We start from the raw sequence: 15621 nt of genomic DNA on the forward strand, positions 1-15621 counted from the left end.
TAGGTAGGTCAGTCTACCTAGAAAAGGGGCGCGAGTTCAACTGTGGAGGACATCGCCAGAACGAAACCGCCGGGCACCAGCTGTTCTCAGTGGGTGCCCGGCGAATCGTGGTGGAGTCAGCGAACCACGACCTGAACCGGATCCGAGGTGGTCGAGCCGTACGCATTCGCGAAACTGACCGTCAACGAGTGGGTTCCCTCCCTCACTCCTGACAGGCTCACCGATGCGGTTTGCGCAGCAGGCGTGTGCGCGGCAAGGGAGCCACTGCTGACCGGAACCCCGTCGAGGGAGAACGTGTACGAATTTGCGTTCGTCCCCCACCAGAGATTGGCCGTAGCTGTGAAGTTGCCATCGTGATCCCAGTTGTCGTCACTCACCACGGGCTTGCCCGGGTTGGCGTCGGTGACCTTCACCGTGGTGGCTGTGCTGGTGGTCGATCCCTTCGAGTTGATCAGCACCGCGCGATAGGTGTACGTGCCATTGGGCTTGCCGTCCACGGCAGTCGTTGCATGCTGCGGAACGGCGGCATCCGCACCGAGTATCTCCGTGGAGATCAGAGCGTCGTTCTCGTAAAGACGATAGACGCTCCCTGGGGTGCCGCCCCAGAGATCCATGTTGATGGAGTAATAGCCATCATGGAGGCCGTTCGCCCATCCGCTTGTGTTGGAGAGTGTGGCTCTGCTCGGCTGCGCGGCGGCGTGATCTGTCGGGACGACGAGGATTGTCTTCGACGCCGTCGTCGTCAATCCGACGTTGTTGACCGCCGTGACGGTGAGCGTTCGCTCGCCTGCGAGGCCGGCGAGGGAGACAGCTCCCGTGGCTGGCACGTCCACTCCGTTGAATTTGGCCGTGAGACTTGCCACTCCGCTTTCTGGATCGCTGGCAGTGACGCCGAGATTCAGGCCGTCACTCTCGTTGACGATATCTCCGGGGAGGCCGGAAAGCTCAGGCCCGCTGGCGTCGGAGACGAAGTTGTGAAGCGCGTCGTGAACGGCGAAGTAGGCAGGCTTGGGGTTGAAGCTCTCATCGAACATCAACGGCTTTGCTCCGGGGAGCCACGTGTAGGCGTGCTCGTCGGTGAAGCCCCAAGTGTTGATGTCCTTGATGCCGGCCTTGAGGGCTTCGGAGACGATGTCGCCATAGATTTGCGCCTGGCTGACGGGATCGTAAGTGTGCACGTCGAGTTCCGTGATCGCGACGTCGAGGCCGAGCGCCTTGTATGCCTTGACCATGTCGGTGATGACGCCAGGCGGCGGCCCCGCAAGGGTCTCATGCATCTCGAGGCCCACTCCGTTGATCGGGACGCCTTGCGCAACGAGGCTCGAAACCAGGTCGTATAGCTCCTGGCGCTTGGCCGGATACGACTCGACGAGCGACTCGTTGATGAACAGCTTTGCGCTCGGATCGGCCGCATGAGCGATCCGGAACGCCTCTGCGATGTAGTCCGGCCCGAGAACGTTGTAGAAGAAGTTGTGTTCGAGGCCCGTTCCGCCGAAGGTCGAAAATGGTTCGGTCATGACATCCCAGCGGTCCACCTTCCCGGCGTAGCGCTGCATGAGCGCGTTGAAGTGCGTGGCCATTGCAGCCTTGAGCTGGGCAGCGTCGGTGATCTGCTCGAGCCACGGCGGGTTGCAGCAGCCGGAGATGAGGCCGTGACCCTTCATCTTCATGTTGTGGGCCTGCGCAAAATCGACCAGCTTGTCGAGACGCGAGAAGTCGAAGACCCCTTGCTGAGGTTCGTTGAACTCCCACTTGAGTTCGTTCTCGGGCGACAGGCTGTTGAACTGATCGGCGAGCACCTGGGCGAACTGCGGTTCGTCGAGATAGTCCGGATTGATGGCGCCGGAGCCGATGATGATGCCCTGCTGCGCAGCCTCCTGCCGCAGGGTGGTCGGTGAATCGGCGGCGGCGGGCTGGATGGCGACCAGTGGGATGGCCAGCCCGATCACTATGGTTGCGAGCGCCGAAATGGCGCGGGACGCTTTCATCGGTTCGTGTCTCACTTTCGTCCTTGAGGAATGATGCACGGTGCGTTCGCCGAGCACGACAGGAGTGAGTGGGACGTGTGAACCACGTGGTTCGTCCGAGCCACTCGCCGTCGAGCAGGCGAGATCCAAAGTGGCACGGCCCCGCCGCGGCTCGCTCATAAGTGCGCAAAAACCACGTTGGTCCCGACCTTTCGATCGATCAGGCCGGCGTGCTCGATTATCCGGAGACGGTGCGCGTCGAGCCGCGCGCTATGAGTTGCGAGGGGACTTCGATGCGTTCCGTCGGCATGGCAACACCCTGGGCGGCGTCGGCGATCAATTGGACGGCGGCTGCCGCGGCTTCCCGGAGCGGATACTTGAGCGTCGTCAGCGGTGGTGACAGAAGGCGCGAGGTCGGCTCATCGTCGAAGCCGACGACATGGATGTCCGTCGGAATGGCCTTCCCGGCCTGTGCGGCAGCGCTGTAGACCCCCGTTGCCATCGCGTCGTTGCAGGCGAAGATTCCGATGACGTCGTCGGTCGCCTTGATGATGGGAAGGACCGCTTGCGTCGCGTGCCAGTGGGACCACGGGATCTGCACGATTTCGACCTTCGCACCCGGCCGCAGAGTCGAGATCGCGTCGACGAAGCCATCCATCCGTGCGCGCCCGAATCGATACTGCGGTGTACCCACGAGCCCGATGAACCGGGTCGCGGGCGTCGCGGCGAGGTGTTGGCCGGCATCGTACCCGCCCTGGCGATCGTCTGTACCGACCGATGGGACGGCCTCACTCGTCTCCGATCGAGGGTCGAGCAGGACGATCGGAATGCGCGACCTCGCGAGCAGTCGCAGCTCCTCCGATGTCGGTCTGATCTGGCAGATGATCGCGCCCGCGACTCCGCGGGATTGTGTGCGCCGGACCCAGTCGGCGTTCGCATCGTCCTGCTCCGTCGTGAGCAGGACGTCGAACCCCAGTGCAGATGCTGCCTTCAGTGCGCCGGCGATGACTTGGGCCGTCCAGGGATTGTCGAAATACAAGAACGTCAAGTCGATGAGCTTGGGTGGGATCGACGGTCGTCCCCTGAACTCGCCGTGGCGCTCGTATCCCAGCTCGTGTGCGATCGCGAGGATCTGAGACCGGGTCTGGGCGGTGACGTCTCCCTTTCCTGACAGAACACGGGAGACGACAGAGGGGGAGTACCCGGACGCTTGGGCGACGTCGACGATACGTGTTCGAGCAGTTCCTTCGGGTCCTGGCGCCATAGCCCCACGCACCTCCTCGCACGCGCTTCCACCAATGAAAGCACCTCAATGGTTCCCTCGCATCGAGGGAGAGTCTTTTTGCGCACAATCATAGAAGCCTCACCGGTGCGTATGTATCGTCTCGTAATTGTCAGCAGAGACACGCAGTGCTCTGTGATCACTACTCAACGACGAGAGGCACACATGAACACGAGAAAGGGCATCCGGCGCGGCATCCTCGCGACAATCGCAATGGCCGCGGCCGTTCCCCTGATGGCAGGTTGCACGGCCGGTACATCCAGCTCCACTCCGGGCAACACGACGGTCACGGTCATGACCGGGGCACAGGACCTGTCCAAGGAGCAGATCGCCGAGTTCCAGAAGGAGAACCCCGGCATCACCGTCAAGGTCATCGTCAATGACACGACTCGCCTGAACACGATGCTCGCTGCCGGCAATCCGCCGGACATCGCGGTCGGGGCTGCAATCGGGAGCGCGAACATCAACGCGCGGGGCCTGGCGACCGATCTGTCGCCGTACCTGGCCAAGAGCAAAGTGCTCAAGGAGAGCGACCTGCAGCCCGTCAACGACGGCTTCCGGTGGAACGGAAAGCAGAGCGGCAAGGGCGACATCTACGGCATCGTGAAGGACTGGAGCCAGGACAACACGCTCTGGTACAACACGGCGCTCTTCGACAAAGCGCAGGTCCCGTACCTCAGCGCAACCGAGGCGACCACGTACGACCAGCTTCTGGACGTCGCGAAGAAGCTGACCTCCGCGGACGGCAACCAGTACGGACTCGGCGTCGAGTGGGCTTGGAGCCTGTACGCGCCGATCTCCGCGATGGTCCTCCAGCAAGGCGGCCACCTGTACAACAGCGACCTCACGAAGATTGATTTCACCTCTGCAGAGGCCAAGCGCGCACTCCAGTGGTATGTCGACTTCGGCCAGGCGAACGTCGGCCCGACCTCGCTGAACCCGCTTGCGGACGGGTCCGACTACTCCACCTTCGCCGCCAACAGGATGGCCATCACGCAGGACGGCTACTGGTTCGGCGGCAACTTCGCCGACCCCAAAGCCATGAAGACGGTGGCGATGGCTCCGGCGCCGGTGATGGGCGACAAGCAGGTGGCCACGACCTACTCCGGACAGGGCTGGTGGATCCCGGCGAAAGCCAAGAACAAGGACGCGGCCTGGAAGCTCATCGAGTACTACATGGCGGGCAAGCCTGCCGAGGATCGCGCAGCCAGCGGCTGGGGAATCCCGGCGCTGAAGTCCCTCATGTCCAAAATGCCTCAGACGCTGCCCTACCAGAAGCAGGCCTATCAGGTCGCCCAGGATGAGCTCGCGCACGCTGAGCCGCTGCCCGACTCGCCCTACGTGACCACCGACCTGGTGAACACGACGATCGACAAGTACCTGCAGCAGGCGATCAAGAAGCAGCTGACCGTTGACCAGGCTGCCACCTCGATCACGAACGACATCAACAAGGCCCTCAAGCAGGGCAAAGAACAGATCGGCTAGTTCCGGATCATGACTCGCACGTGGACCCGATACCCGAAGAAGGCGTTCTACGCTTTCGTCGGCCCGTGGGCAATCGGTTTTCTCCTCCTGACCGCTGCACCAATGGTGTACGGGTTCCTGGTGAGCCTGACCAACTTCGACGGCAGTTCGCCGCTGTGGAGATGGATCGGATTTCAGAACTACCTCGAGCTGTTCAGCGACGGCGACGCCTGGGCGGCACTACTGAGGACGGTGCTTTTCACCGTCATCATCGTGCCGCTCAGCGTCGCCGGATCACTCGGCTTGGCGGTCATCATCAACCGGAGGTTGCGAGCGGTCGGCCTCTGGCGCACCGTATTCTTCCTGCCTTCGGTCGTTCCGGTCGTGGCGATGGCGATCATGTGGAAGCTGGTCTTCAATAAGGACGCAGGCATCGTCAATGCCATTCTCGGAGTCGTCGGAATCCCGCCGGTCTCCTGGCTGATCGATCCGACCGCGTTCTACGCCCTGATCGTCCTCATGCTTTGGGGGGTTGGCGGCGGCATGATCATCATGCTCGCTGCACTCCAGGGAGTGCCTATCGAGCTGGAGGAAGCAGCTCGTGTGGACGGGGCGAGCAAGTGGACCGTCTTCCGACACGTCACGGTGCCGATGATCTCGCCTGTGATCTTCTTCGCCGTCATCACTGGCGTGATCGGTTCGCTCCAGATCCTCGTCCAGCCCCTTCTACTCACTAGTGCGAGCGGGATCGCTGCAGCCGGGACTGTGCCGGACAGCAACCGGTTCTACATGGTCCAGGTCTACCAAGAGTTCTTCGTCAACAACCGATTCGGGTACGGCTCGGCGATGCTCTGGGTCTTCTTCATCGTCATCCTCACACTCACCGTTGTGCTGATGAGGGCGAGCCGATCCTGGGTCTACTACGAGGTCGATGCCGACGCCGAGCGCGAGGGAGCAACACGATGACCGCCACAGCCCAGCACTCCGAGGAGCAGGCGCCCGTCAAAGCTGCGACTCGCGGCACTCGTGCGAGGAGGAAGAAGCCGCAGGTCGGCATCTACATCCTGATCCTCGCCCTCAGCGTGTTCTTCATCGGACCGTTCATCTGGCTGCTCCTGGCGGCCCTCAAGACCCCCGGCGAGTGGACCGCCTTGCCGGTCCAGATCCTCCCCAGTCAACCGCAATGGGACAACTTCGTCCACGCGCTCACCGATATGAACTTCCTCGGGTACACGGGCAACTCGCTCGTCGTCTCATTGACATACTCCGTGCTCGTCACCCTCTCGAGCGCCGCAGTCGGCTTCGGATTCGCCCGGCTCAAAGCGCCGGGCAAGGGCGTGCTGTTCATCATCCTGTTGTCGACGATGATGATTCCGCAGATCCTCACCCTGTTGCCGACGTACGTGATGTTCTCCCAACTCGGCCTGCTGAATACGTACTGGCCGTGGGTGTTCTGGGGCCTCGCTTCGTCCGCCTACCTCGTCTTCCTCTTCCGACAGTTCTTCGCTGCGATGCCGCGCGAGCTCGAGGACGCTGCGATCATCGACGGTGCAGGCTGGGCCCGGATCTTCTTCCAGATCTTCCTGCCGCTCTCCCGACCGGTGCTGATCACGTCGTTCCTGCTGTCGTTCGTGTCGTCGTGGGGGGACTACATCGCCCCATCGCTCTTCCTGGACCTCGACCGGACGACCCTCGCCGTTGCTATCACCGCGTGGTACCAAGATCCGCACGGCAACGTCATCCCGACGGTGCAGGCCGCCGCGGCCGCACTGTACGTCGTGCCGGTCCTCCTGATCTTCCTGTTCGCTCAGCGCTACTTCATCCGGTCCGCCCTCGGCTCCGGCATCAAGGGCTGACGTCAGCGACCCCGCCCTCCACACTCGCTCCATCGAATCAAGTAAGGACAGCGCACGTGAGCACTGACCCCACCCCTCCCTACCAGAACGCGACAGTGCCGGTCGAGGACCGCGTGAGCGACCTGCTCGGTCGCATGACACGTGCGGAGAAGGCGGCCCAGATCGCGTCGCCGTTCGGCGCGGTCGTCGACGTCCACAACCCGCCGGCAGAGGGCTGGGGAACGGCGGTCGCCGCCCTTTCGTCTCTCGACGCCACGCCGCGCGATGCGGCGAAGGCGGCGAACGAACTCCAGCGCAAGCATGTGGAAGAGACCCGCCTGGGCATCCCTATCCTCCTGGGAGAGGAAGCGCTGCTGGGATTCAAGGTCCGCGACGCCGTGGTGTTCCCGGACGCCATCGCTCAGGCGGCTACCTGGCAGCCGGAGCTGGTCGGGCGAATGGCGGACACGATCGGCCGTCAGATGACCGCGCTCGGTGTGCGCCAGGCTCTGTCTCCGCTGGCCGACGTCGCCCGCGATCCGCGCTGGGGCGGGTGGAGGAGACCTACGGCGAGGACCCGTACCTCGTCGGCCGTATGTCGACGGCTTTCGTCCGCGGACTCCAAGACGCTGATCCGACGAAGCCAGTCATCGCCACCCTGAAGCACTTCATCGGTTACAGCGCCAGCGACGGCGGCCGCAACACCGAGGCCGCGCAGCTGGGTGAGCGAGAGCTGCGGGAGGTGCACTCAGTCCCGTTCGAGATGGCGATCCGCGAGGGCGGGGCACGTGGCATCATGCCGTCATACAACACTGTCGACGGTCTGCCGGTCACCGGGTCGATCGAGCTCTTGCAGGACCTCCTGCGCACGGAGCTGGGATTCGACGGCGTCGTGATGTCGGACCTCAACGCGATCGCACAGCTGACGACAAAGCACGGCGTCACTCCCGACCACCACCACGCCCTCGCGCGAGCACTCCGGGCCGGACTGGATCAGGACCTCGACAACCGCGTATCGACGACGGAGATCGTCGAAGCTGTCAACAGCGGTGTTCTCGACGAAGCCGACCTCGACCGCGCGGTCGCAAGCATTCTGCGCGCGAAGTTCTCGATCGGACTGTTCGAGGACCCCTACATCGATCTGGCCGCAGTGCCGGAGACGTTCGACGACGATGCTGCGCGCACTCTCTCGCGACAGATCGCGGAGCGCTCGACCATCCTTCTCAAAAACGTCGCGGTGGGGGCGAAACCGCTACTCCCGCTCGGCCCCGGCCTCGGGCGCATCGCGGTCATCGGACCGAACGCCGACCGGCCGATGGGACAGCTCGGCAATTACAGCTACCAGGTGTTGGACAGCGTCACCCGCCAGTTCGCCCATGCCGCGAATCCGCAAGCCACCGCCGATGAACTGTCAGAGCTCGTCGGTCGCATGGGGCCGGATGACGCGCGCCTGATGGTGACTTCCGTGCCGATCGTCACGTTCCTTGACGGGATCAAAGAGCGCGCCGGCTCCGAGACCCAGGTGGTCTACGCCCAGGGAACCAGCATCGCAGGTACGGACACCGCCGGAATCCCGTCCGCGGTCGCGGCAGCCGCCGACGCCGACGTCGCGATCGTCATCGTCGGCGACCAGGCAGGGATCAACGGCTTCGGAACCGTCGGAGAAGGGCTCGACAGTACGGATTGCGAGCTGCCAGGGGTGCAACGAGAACTGGTCGAAGCTGTCCTCGCCACGGGGACGCCCACCATCGTCGTACTGAGCCACGGCCGACCGTTCGTACTCGGTTGGATGGCCGAATCGGTCCCCGCGATCGTCAGCTCGTTCTTCGGCGGCGAAGAGGCTGGCACCGCCGTCGCACGTGTTCTGTTCGGAGACGTGAACCCCGCCGGCCGACTGCCGATGAGCATGCTGAAGTCCGCCGGGTCGGCTCCCTCACCGTATGGTCGTGCGGTGCAGGGACGGGCGTACGTGAATGGCGACGGGGGGTTCGTCTATCCGTTCGGACATGGATTGAGCTACACCCGGTTCGAGTACCGCGACCTGGAGGTCCACTCCGAGGCGGCGACCGACGGTACGATCCGACTCGCCTTCACGGTCGTCAACGTCGGTGAGCGCGACGGTGACGAGGTTGTCCAGATCTATGGACACGACGTCGTCGCGCGGACTGCTCGCCGGGGCCGGACCTTGCTCGCCTTCGAACGCATCAGTCTTGCGGCGGGCGCCGGGTCACGAGTCAGTGTCGAGATTCCCACGAGCATGCTCGCCCTGTGGGACTCCCGAGACGGGTGGGTCGTCGAACCGGGCCTCATCAAACTCTTCGTAGGCGCCTCCTCAGCCGCGATCCGACTTCGGGGGGAGACGAACCTGGTGGGGTCCGATCATCGGACGGGGCCGGCTCGCAACCTGTTCAGTCGGGTAGCGACGACGGAGCTGAACGCCGCGGCTGTCGCTGCGGGCAGTAATTCGTCGTCGTTCGACGCTCCCGCGCTGACCGACGCCAGCACGATCGAGCAGTGGCTCGGACATCCCGTGGGACGGCGGCTGTTTCTGGACGCTCTCGGTGCAGGGGAGGACTTCGATGACGACGCGCTGGCGCAGATCAAGGCGCTTCCACCAGCGCAGCTCGTGTACCTGAGCGGTGGACAGTTCTCGGCCGAGGCGTACGAGTCGCTCGTGGAGTCAGCGACGGAGCGGGAGGTCTTCGCACCTGCCCGGTCGCTCAAAGGTACGAGCACCGTCTCGGACTGGCTCAATGATCCGACTGGCCGCCCGGCGCTGCTACGGGCTTTGGGTGCGGATGAGACGTTCGATGAGGGAGCCCTCCAGCCTGTGCTGGAGACGCCGCTACGCCAGCTCGTTGCGCTGAGCGGTGGGCAGTTCTCGCAAACCGCATACGACGAGCTCCTCGCATCGATCGAGCACGCGACGGCGTCCGAGAGCGTGTGATCCGAGCGAGCGGAACGAAGTCTTCATGCCCATGAAACGCAGCGTTACCGTCGACGGATTCTCCTATCGAGACTTGAACGGCAACGGCCGGCTCGATCCGTACGAGGACTCGCGACTGTCGACCGACGACCGGGTCGACGACCTGTTGGCGCGACTCAGCCTGAGCGAGAAGGTCGGGTTGATGTTCCAGACGGTCATCGAAACGGGTCATGACGGGACACTCATGGAGACGCCCGGCGCGATCTCGAAGTCGCCGACCTCCACGGTGGTTATCGCCAAAGGGATGAACCATTTCAACGTGCACCATCTCCCCGAACCGCGCCTCGCCGCCCGGTGGAGCAATGCGCTGCAAGAGCTGGCGGAACGGACGCCACATGGCATCCCGGTGACGGTTTCGAGCGATCCGCGACACGCGTTCGTCGAGAACTCGGGCGTCTCGTTCACTGCGAACCATCTCTCGCAGTGGCCTGAGCCGATCGGGCTCGGCGCGATCGGCGATCCTGATCTCGTACGCACCTTCGCTGACATCGTCCGTCAGGAGTATCGGGCGATCGGCATACGGGCAGCATTGCACCCCACGCTTGACCTCGCGACGGAACCGCGATGGGCGCGGCTGCCGGGAACTCTCGGCGCGGACCCTGAGCTGGTTTCCGTCCTCACCGTCGCCTACCTGGAAGGGCTGCAGGGGCCGAGGTTGAGTACCTCGTCCGTCGCCTGCACCACCAAGCATTTTCCGGGAGGCGGCCCTCAGAAAGATGGCGAGGACGCGCACTTCCCGTACGGGCGGGAACAGACCTATACGGCCGGACGCTTCGAGGACCATCTCGCGCCGTTTCGTAGCGCCATCGCGCAGAAGACCAGCGCCATCATGCCCTACTACGGAATGCCGGTCGGTCTGAAGGTCGGCGGAGAGAATATCGAGGAGGTTGGGTTCGGCTACAACAAACAGATCATCTCCGGACTTCTCCGAGACACACTCGGGTTCGATGGTGTCGTGGTGACGGACTGGGAGCTTGTCAATGACAACCACGTTGGAGATCAAGTGCTCCCAGCGCGAGCCTGGGGCGTCGAAGATCTCACCGCGGAAGAGCGAATGTTGCGCATTCTCGATGCCGGCGCCGATCAGTTCGGCGGCGAAGAATGCGTCGACCTCTTGTTCGGACTCGTCCGGTCCGGTCGCGTCGACGAACGACGGATCGACGCGTCTGCCCGAAGACTGCTGCGGGTCAAGTTCGAGCTCGGGCTCTTCGACGATCCGTTCGTCGACGAACTGGTTGCGTCTGCGGTGGTCGGAAACGCCGCCTTCCGTGAAGCGGGTCATATCGCCCAAGCGGAGTCCGTGACTGTCCTGACGAACCAAGCGGACATCCTTCCGCTGAGCGCGCCTGGTCGTGTGTACCTGGATGGGATGCGTCTGGAAAGCGCAGGACGATTTGAGATCGTCACGTCGCCCGCTGAAGCAGACATCGCGATCGTCCGTGTAAACGCACCGTGGGAGGAGCGAGACGAACTCTTCCTCGAGTCGTGGTTTCATCAGGGTTCGTTGGAGTTTCCCGACGATGAGGTCGAGCGCATCAGGGGGATCGCGAGCGCTAGCCCCGTGGTCCTCGTTGTGAACCTCGACCGGGCGGCGATTCTCACTCCATTTGTGAACATGCCGGGCGTCTCGCTAGTGGGCGTTTTCGGAGCGAGCGACGCCGCGTTGTTCGACGCGCTGACGGGAGAGATAACTCCTCGCGGTCGCTTGCCCCTTGAATTGCCATCGTCGATGCAGGCTGTTCGGGAACACGCGCCGGACGAGCCCGGTGGCTCCGCAGAGGCGCTCTTCCGCATCGGTCATGGCTTGCGAATCTAAGGTATGCAGCCCCGAATCTGATCGGCGCCGTCGTCATCTTCGCCATGAGCGGGTAGATGGCAGTCCGTCGTCTCGGCGTCGCCGGGGCACGCCGCGTCGGAGAAACCTTGGTTGTCACCGGAACGCTGTGGTCGCGGCGCATCTCGCTCCCTCGAGTCGCCCGCGTAGCCACTGGCCATGTCTTCGTTGGCTGGCGAACCCGCCGAGGCCTGCGGCGGTAGACGTCGATCATGGCCGCCTGGTCGAGACCACGCCCGGTGGATTCGTCACCCGGTACAGCATCCGGAACGTGCGCGTCATCCGCCGGGTGGGCGAGGGACGCCGCCTCGCCGCAGCGACAACCAGGTGCTACGGATTCGTCGAAGCGCGGGAGTTACTCCGCACCCATTACGGTCTCAGGTTCCTTCGCGGTCCTCGTTCCTTGGCAGCAACGCTCCCCGAGATATTCGATGTCGCACGCGTCCGCCAGAATGACCTCATGGACGCTTCTCTCCCGCCCATCCTCGAGGAGTTGGCTGCCCTCGTCGTCCCGGCAACATTCAGCGGCGACGTCTGCTGGGACCGACAGGACAAGCAGTGGTTGGCTGAAGATCATTACTCGACCGGGTGGCGAGTCCAGAAGGTACCCGCAGGCGACTCGATTTACCACACGCCCGAACGGGAACCACACCCGGAGACCCTGCAAAAGGCTGTCGAGGTCGCCGAAGCATTCAAGAACTCCCGGTACATCTGCGAGTGGTGCGGAATCCGAGACCTGGGCTCCCACGTCATCCTCCCCGACATCTACGGCGAACCAGCCGTCCTATGCCTTCTCCGGCCCGACCCGACGACCGTCAACTCACACGGCGGCGGCGGCGAAAAGAAGCACTGGGCGTTTGCGGTCGACGCCTGCCCTTCCGTGAAGTACCACGAAAACCGTGCGCCCGGGGAGTACTACGGACCGCTCGTCAGCGTGGACCTCTACGGCGAAGCACTCACCACGATGGAGGCGCTCGAGCGTCGCTGGTGCTCAAAATGCCAAAGTGCAGCATGGACTCAGCGCGCCAACCGCCAATACGAACTGGAATCGGCACTCGGTCGCGACGCCACCCCGGACGAGCTCCGTCGATTCGAAAAGGCGTGTAACCGCGACGCAAGCGAAAGGCAGCTGCTGCGCTACTTGCGGACCGCTATGGAGGCTAGAGGCATCGACGACGTCCGGGAAGTGCTCCGAGACACCCGGCTGCCGCTGACAGCTCAGCAATACATCGACGAGCAGGAGCGGAACGGTTGGATCGTCTAGCCTCAGGCAAGAGACGACCTGCCAGCCTTGTTCTGCTGAACTGCTCGGACCACTCAACTGACTTGGACCGCGCGAGCCTGACTAGTTCGATACCTCGGCGAGGTTCCGGATATTCGCCTGCACGTCCTCGATCGCCGTGGAGTACGCGCTTACCTTGTTGAGCATCCGTGTGAGCTCGACCGGATCAGCGCCCTGCAATCGTCTCACTGCTCGCTGCAGAACCTGGCTGTAGTTCAACTGGCCACCCGCAGCACGCAACTCCGCACCCAGCTCAGAAATCAAGTCGCGGTTGGACGTGAAGAACCCCGCGGCCCAGGCGAACCCGTACGCCATGAGTCCCGACCCGGCTGCGCCGGCCTGGTCGCTGCGCATCGCATCCGGGTCGTCGTCGGGGTGTCTGAGATTGAGCAGCTCTCGCCAACCATCAACCGTGGCTTCGAGGGCCGTATCCTCGCCGTCACGTCGCGCCAGGTACGCGAAGTCTGCGGCAGGGCCGGCCATCTTTATGCACGCGATCACGTCGCTGCGGCCTGACCACGGTTCGACGTTGACGGCTCCGCATCCGATGTCGTCGACCTCGACGTCGATGAATGGGCGACCGTGAGCGATGTAGGCGAGGGCGTGAGCGATCTCGTGCTCTGCGCCGACACGGCGGTTGTCTTCTTGGATGGTGGTCATGGGCGTCCTCAGTTTGGATTCGGTCGAGGCTTCTATGCGCGGCCTCCGGACTGGTGTGATCTCAGCGGTTGCGTGCTACTGACCGTTCAGTCTTCGCAAGTCGAGCAGGCCGTCGACGGTGTAGAGGGCTGCTCGCTCCCCTTCATGGTTGAGCGCCTTGAAATGGCGGTATGCCAGAGCGTTGTCGGTGTACCAGTTGTGCACGTGCCATTGCGCGCGTTCGTCTGCGGTGTAGTCGGCGGTCTCAGGTCGGGTGGGAAGGTAGTCGATGTCCCACTGGAGCGTCTTGATCCAGTGCTCGACCTCGAGGTCCATTGCCGCGTCGAGCATGTCGCCGGTAAATCCCCAGTACTTGTAGGGGTCGTAGCGGTCGTCGTGGTCGTAATTCCTGTCGATGTGCCGGTCTGCGACATCGACGGTGACGTGGAGTTCGGTCCCTTCGATGTAGATACGGAAGGTCGGACCACCTTCCGGTCCACTCGGTGAGTTCTGGATGGTTCGGACGTAGCGACGCTCTCGGTGACCCGCTTCGATGCGAGCGATCTGGGCTTTCAACCTTTCGATCTCGGCTCGGTCCTGGTTTCGGAGCTGGTTGATTGAGATGGGAGTGATGAGGATGACCCATGAGCGAGTGCCGGCGGGGTAGCCGGACGAGTGGGTCAATCCGTCCGGGAGGAGAATCGTGGGCGAGAAGGGATTTGCAGCTGCGTTGAGTGTGGTTTTGGGCACGATGACTTGTTCCTATCTGGAGTGGAGTGATGGGGCGAGGGCGGCACCGCTGGATCGGGTCTCACGATCGAGCGGGCGCTGACCCGCGCGTGGAGATGAGGCGCCTCAGCGGGTGCCGTGGGAGCCGAACTCACCAGACTTTGGGGAACGGGTGAGCTCCACACGCCGCTCGGGGTGGCCCCAGCTTGGGCTCGAGGCGCTGAGTTCAAGGGTGGCTCCGCGAAGGGCTCGGCGGTCGCTCGAGAGTCGATGCCTGCTCTCTTCTGCTGACACGTGTGCGATGGACATCATGTTCATCGCCGCCAGGTGAATGGCGAGGGATAGTTGGGCGTGGCCGAGGCCTCGGGACTTGCGATGGAGGTGCCCGAGGACGTTGGCGCTGACGCCTCGCGCGTGGATGCGCTCAGCGCGATGCTGTCCTTCGTTCCCATCCCTGCGAGAGCTGGTTAGTCCGGGGGCCTCGAAAGTATTCGTCGCTCGGTCATTTCGGTGTCTGGTCGTCGCGCGTCGGGTCGGTAGACGCTCTATGCCTGCGTGGCGAGCGGACTCGATGACTGCCAGCGCTGCGTCTAAGTCGCTCTGACCAGGACGTTGCAGGGTGGCGCCGGCCACGATCAGAGGGAGCTTTCGTGGGGAGCCCAGCGACGGGTAGGGGACTGCAAAGTATGCAGTCCAGCCCCAGAGCGGTCGACCGGCTCCTGCTGCACGGATTGGGCTCGGGAATGCGACAGCGAACGGGTCGCTCACGCCTAGGTCCTGCACCTGCTTGGTCCGATCGGAGTGGGAAGGGCTGGGCCCCGAGCCCGGGATGAAGATTGCTGAGCTTGTGAGGCAGAACTCGAGCGACCTGTCGGTCGACGGGCGGACGGGAGTGGTGATCAGACGGCGGGTCAGCTCGTCGAGTCGATCTCCTCGACGTGCCTCGAGATCAGAATCGTGTTGTCCGACAATTCGCGCCGCCTCTTGCCTGGTGCGACGTCTGTACCTTGAGATGGGGTACGGGTCGATTGGAGCCAGCAGTCGAGCGATCGCCCGCTGGGCCGCTGCCGAGCGGAGATCCCCTCTGTCGGCCGGCCGGCCGACCTGCAGGGTCATTCTGTGCTCGGGGGAGAGGCGCTCGAAGAGGATCTCGGCGATGTCGCTGTTCCGGGGCGCGTGACCTTCGATGGCGGCGAGGAGCCAGGCAGTCAGGATGGCCGCATCGTCAATCGCAGCGCCGGCTACGTAGTGGCCAGGGGTGACGTCGTCGTGACGCCACTCTGCTAGGCGTGATGGGATCCTGCTCTGGTGGACGAGGTTGTGCGCACGCTCGAAGAGTCCGTCGGGAATCGGCGGAAGTCGGTGCGCGCGCGCCTCTGAGGCGGTGTTGGTGAGGCGGGTGGGAAGCCCGTTGGGCATGACGAATCGCTCCTATCGGAATGTGTGCGTTCGGATGTTGATAGGGCGAGACCGACGCCGTCAGATTTGGTCTCGTGATCCGACGGGGTCACTCATCACGGTACGAGACTGATTCGTCCAAGAGGGCCGTTTGGAAAGGAATTCACCAGACTTGGGGGTACGTGGCCGACCGAATTGTCCCTCG

The 15621-nt window shown here is 63.6% G+C and carries 11 protein-coding genes and 1 pseudogene; 8 read left to right on the plus strand and 4 right to left on the minus strand.

The window, feature by feature from the left end; translation table 11 throughout:
- Positions 1-116 precede the first annotated feature (116 nt).
- Entirely contained in the window at positions 117-1988 is a 1872-nt protein-coding gene (locus tag K5L49_RS17815; RefSeq protein ID WP_223694881.1) for an endo-1,4-beta-xylanase, read from the minus strand.
- 217 nt (positions 1989-2205) lie between these two features.
- Positions 2206-3231 carry a LacI family DNA-binding transcriptional regulator gene (locus K5L49_RS17820; protein ID WP_223694882.1) on the minus strand — a complete coding sequence of 342 codons (1026 nt, stop codon included), beginning with the start codon at positions 3229-3231 and terminating at the stop codon, positions 2206-2208.
- A 183-nt stretch (positions 3232-3414) separates the two neighbouring features.
- Here K5L49_RS17820 and K5L49_RS17825 point away from each other — a divergent pair, with 183 nt between their 5' ends.
- From K5L49_RS17825 to K5L49_RS17855, 7 genes and pseudogenes are all read left to right on the plus strand, one after another.
- Positions 3415-4734 carry an ABC transporter substrate-binding protein gene (locus K5L49_RS17825; protein ID WP_223694883.1) on the plus strand — a complete coding sequence of 440 codons (1320 nt, stop codon included), beginning with the start codon at positions 3415-3417 and terminating at the stop codon, positions 4732-4734.
- A gap of 9 nt (positions 4735-4743) precedes the next feature.
- Positions 4744-5679 (plus strand): carbohydrate ABC transporter permease, encoded by a 936-nt coding sequence (locus K5L49_RS17830; protein ID WP_223694884.1) that lies wholly within the window; start codon positions 4744-4746, stop codon positions 5677-5679.
- On the plus strand, positions 5676-6569 hold the full coding sequence (locus tag K5L49_RS17835; RefSeq protein WP_223694885.1) for a carbohydrate ABC transporter permease: 894 nt from the start codon (positions 5676-5678) through the stop codon (positions 6567-6569). The genes K5L49_RS17830 and K5L49_RS17835 overlap by 4 nt, the downstream gene beginning before the upstream one ends.
- Positions 6570-6703: 134 nt before the next feature.
- Positions 6704-8508, plus strand: a pseudogene (locus K5L49_RS20265) (glycoside hydrolase family 3 protein); the annotation flags it as partial.
- Positions 8509-8517: 9 nt separating this feature from the next.
- The gene (locus K5L49_RS20270) at positions 8518-9495 is read left to right on the plus strand and encodes a fibronectin type III-like domain-contianing protein (RefSeq protein ID WP_308116579.1); all 978 of its coding nucleotides are present in this window, start codon (positions 8518-8520) and stop codon (positions 9493-9495) included.
- Positions 9496-9520: 25 nt separating this feature from the next.
- A complete protein-coding gene (locus K5L49_RS17850; RefSeq protein WP_223694886.1) occupies positions 9521-11350 on the plus strand; it encodes a glycoside hydrolase family 3 protein in 1830 nt (609 codons plus the stop codon).
- Positions 11351-11639: 289 nt separating this feature from the next.
- Positions 11640-12632 (plus strand): hypothetical protein, encoded by a 993-nt coding sequence (locus K5L49_RS17855; RefSeq protein WP_223694887.1) that lies wholly within the window; start codon positions 11640-11642, stop codon positions 12630-12632.
- 81 nt (positions 12633-12713) lie between these two features.
- Here the strand turns inward: K5L49_RS17855 and K5L49_RS17860 are convergent, their stop codons facing one another.
- Together K5L49_RS17860 and K5L49_RS17865 are read right to left on the minus strand one after the other, a co-directional pair.
- On the minus strand, positions 12714-13310 hold the full coding sequence (locus tag K5L49_RS17860) for a hypothetical protein (RefSeq protein ID WP_223694888.1): 597 nt from the start codon (positions 13308-13310) through the stop codon (positions 12714-12716).
- 75 nt (positions 13311-13385) lie between these two features.
- Positions 13386-13865, minus strand: coding sequence for a hypothetical protein (locus tag K5L49_RS17865; protein WP_223694889.1), 480 nt, complete (start codon positions 13863-13865; stop codon positions 13386-13388).
- 1272 nt (positions 13866-15137) lie between these two features.
- Between K5L49_RS17865 and K5L49_RS17870 the strand changes: the two genes are divergently transcribed.
- On the plus strand, positions 15138-15305 hold the full coding sequence (locus K5L49_RS17870) for a hypothetical protein (RefSeq protein ID WP_223694890.1): 168 nt from the start codon (positions 15138-15140) through the stop codon (positions 15303-15305).
- The last annotated feature ends 316 nt before the right edge of the window (positions 15306-15621 follow it).

The sequence above is a fragment of the Leifsonia poae genome (assembly GCF_020009625.1).
Taxonomy (GTDB): Bacteria; Actinomycetota; Actinomycetes; order Actinomycetales; family Microbacteriaceae; genus Leifsonia; species Leifsonia poae_A.

Bases quoted from the DNA above. Each gene is read 5' to 3' on its own strand.
- K5L49_RS17815 (WP_223694881.1), bottom strand. From the start codon at position 1,988: ATGAAAGCGTCCCGCGCCATTTCGGCGCTCGCAACCATAGTGATCGGG.
- K5L49_RS17860 (WP_223694888.1), bottom strand. From the start codon at position 13,310: ATGACCACCATCCAAGAAGACAACCGCCGTGTCGGCGCAGAGCACGAG.
- K5L49_RS17825 (WP_223694883.1), top strand. From the start codon at position 3,415: ATGAACACGAGAAAGGGCATCCGGCGCGGCATCCTCGCGACAATCGCA.
- K5L49_RS17820 (WP_223694882.1), bottom strand. From the start codon at position 3,231: ATGGCGCCAGGACCCGAAGGAACTGCTCGAACACGTATCGTCGACGTC.
- K5L49_RS17830 (WP_223694884.1), top strand. From the start codon at position 4,744: ATGACTCGCACGTGGACCCGATACCCGAAGAAGGCGTTCTACGCTTTC.
- K5L49_RS17850 (WP_223694886.1), top strand. From the start codon at position 9,521: ATGCCCATGAAACGCAGCGTTACCGTCGACGGATTCTCCTATCGAGAC.
- K5L49_RS17835 (WP_223694885.1), top strand. From the start codon at position 5,676: ATGACCGCCACAGCCCAGCACTCCGAGGAGCAGGCGCCCGTCAAAGCT.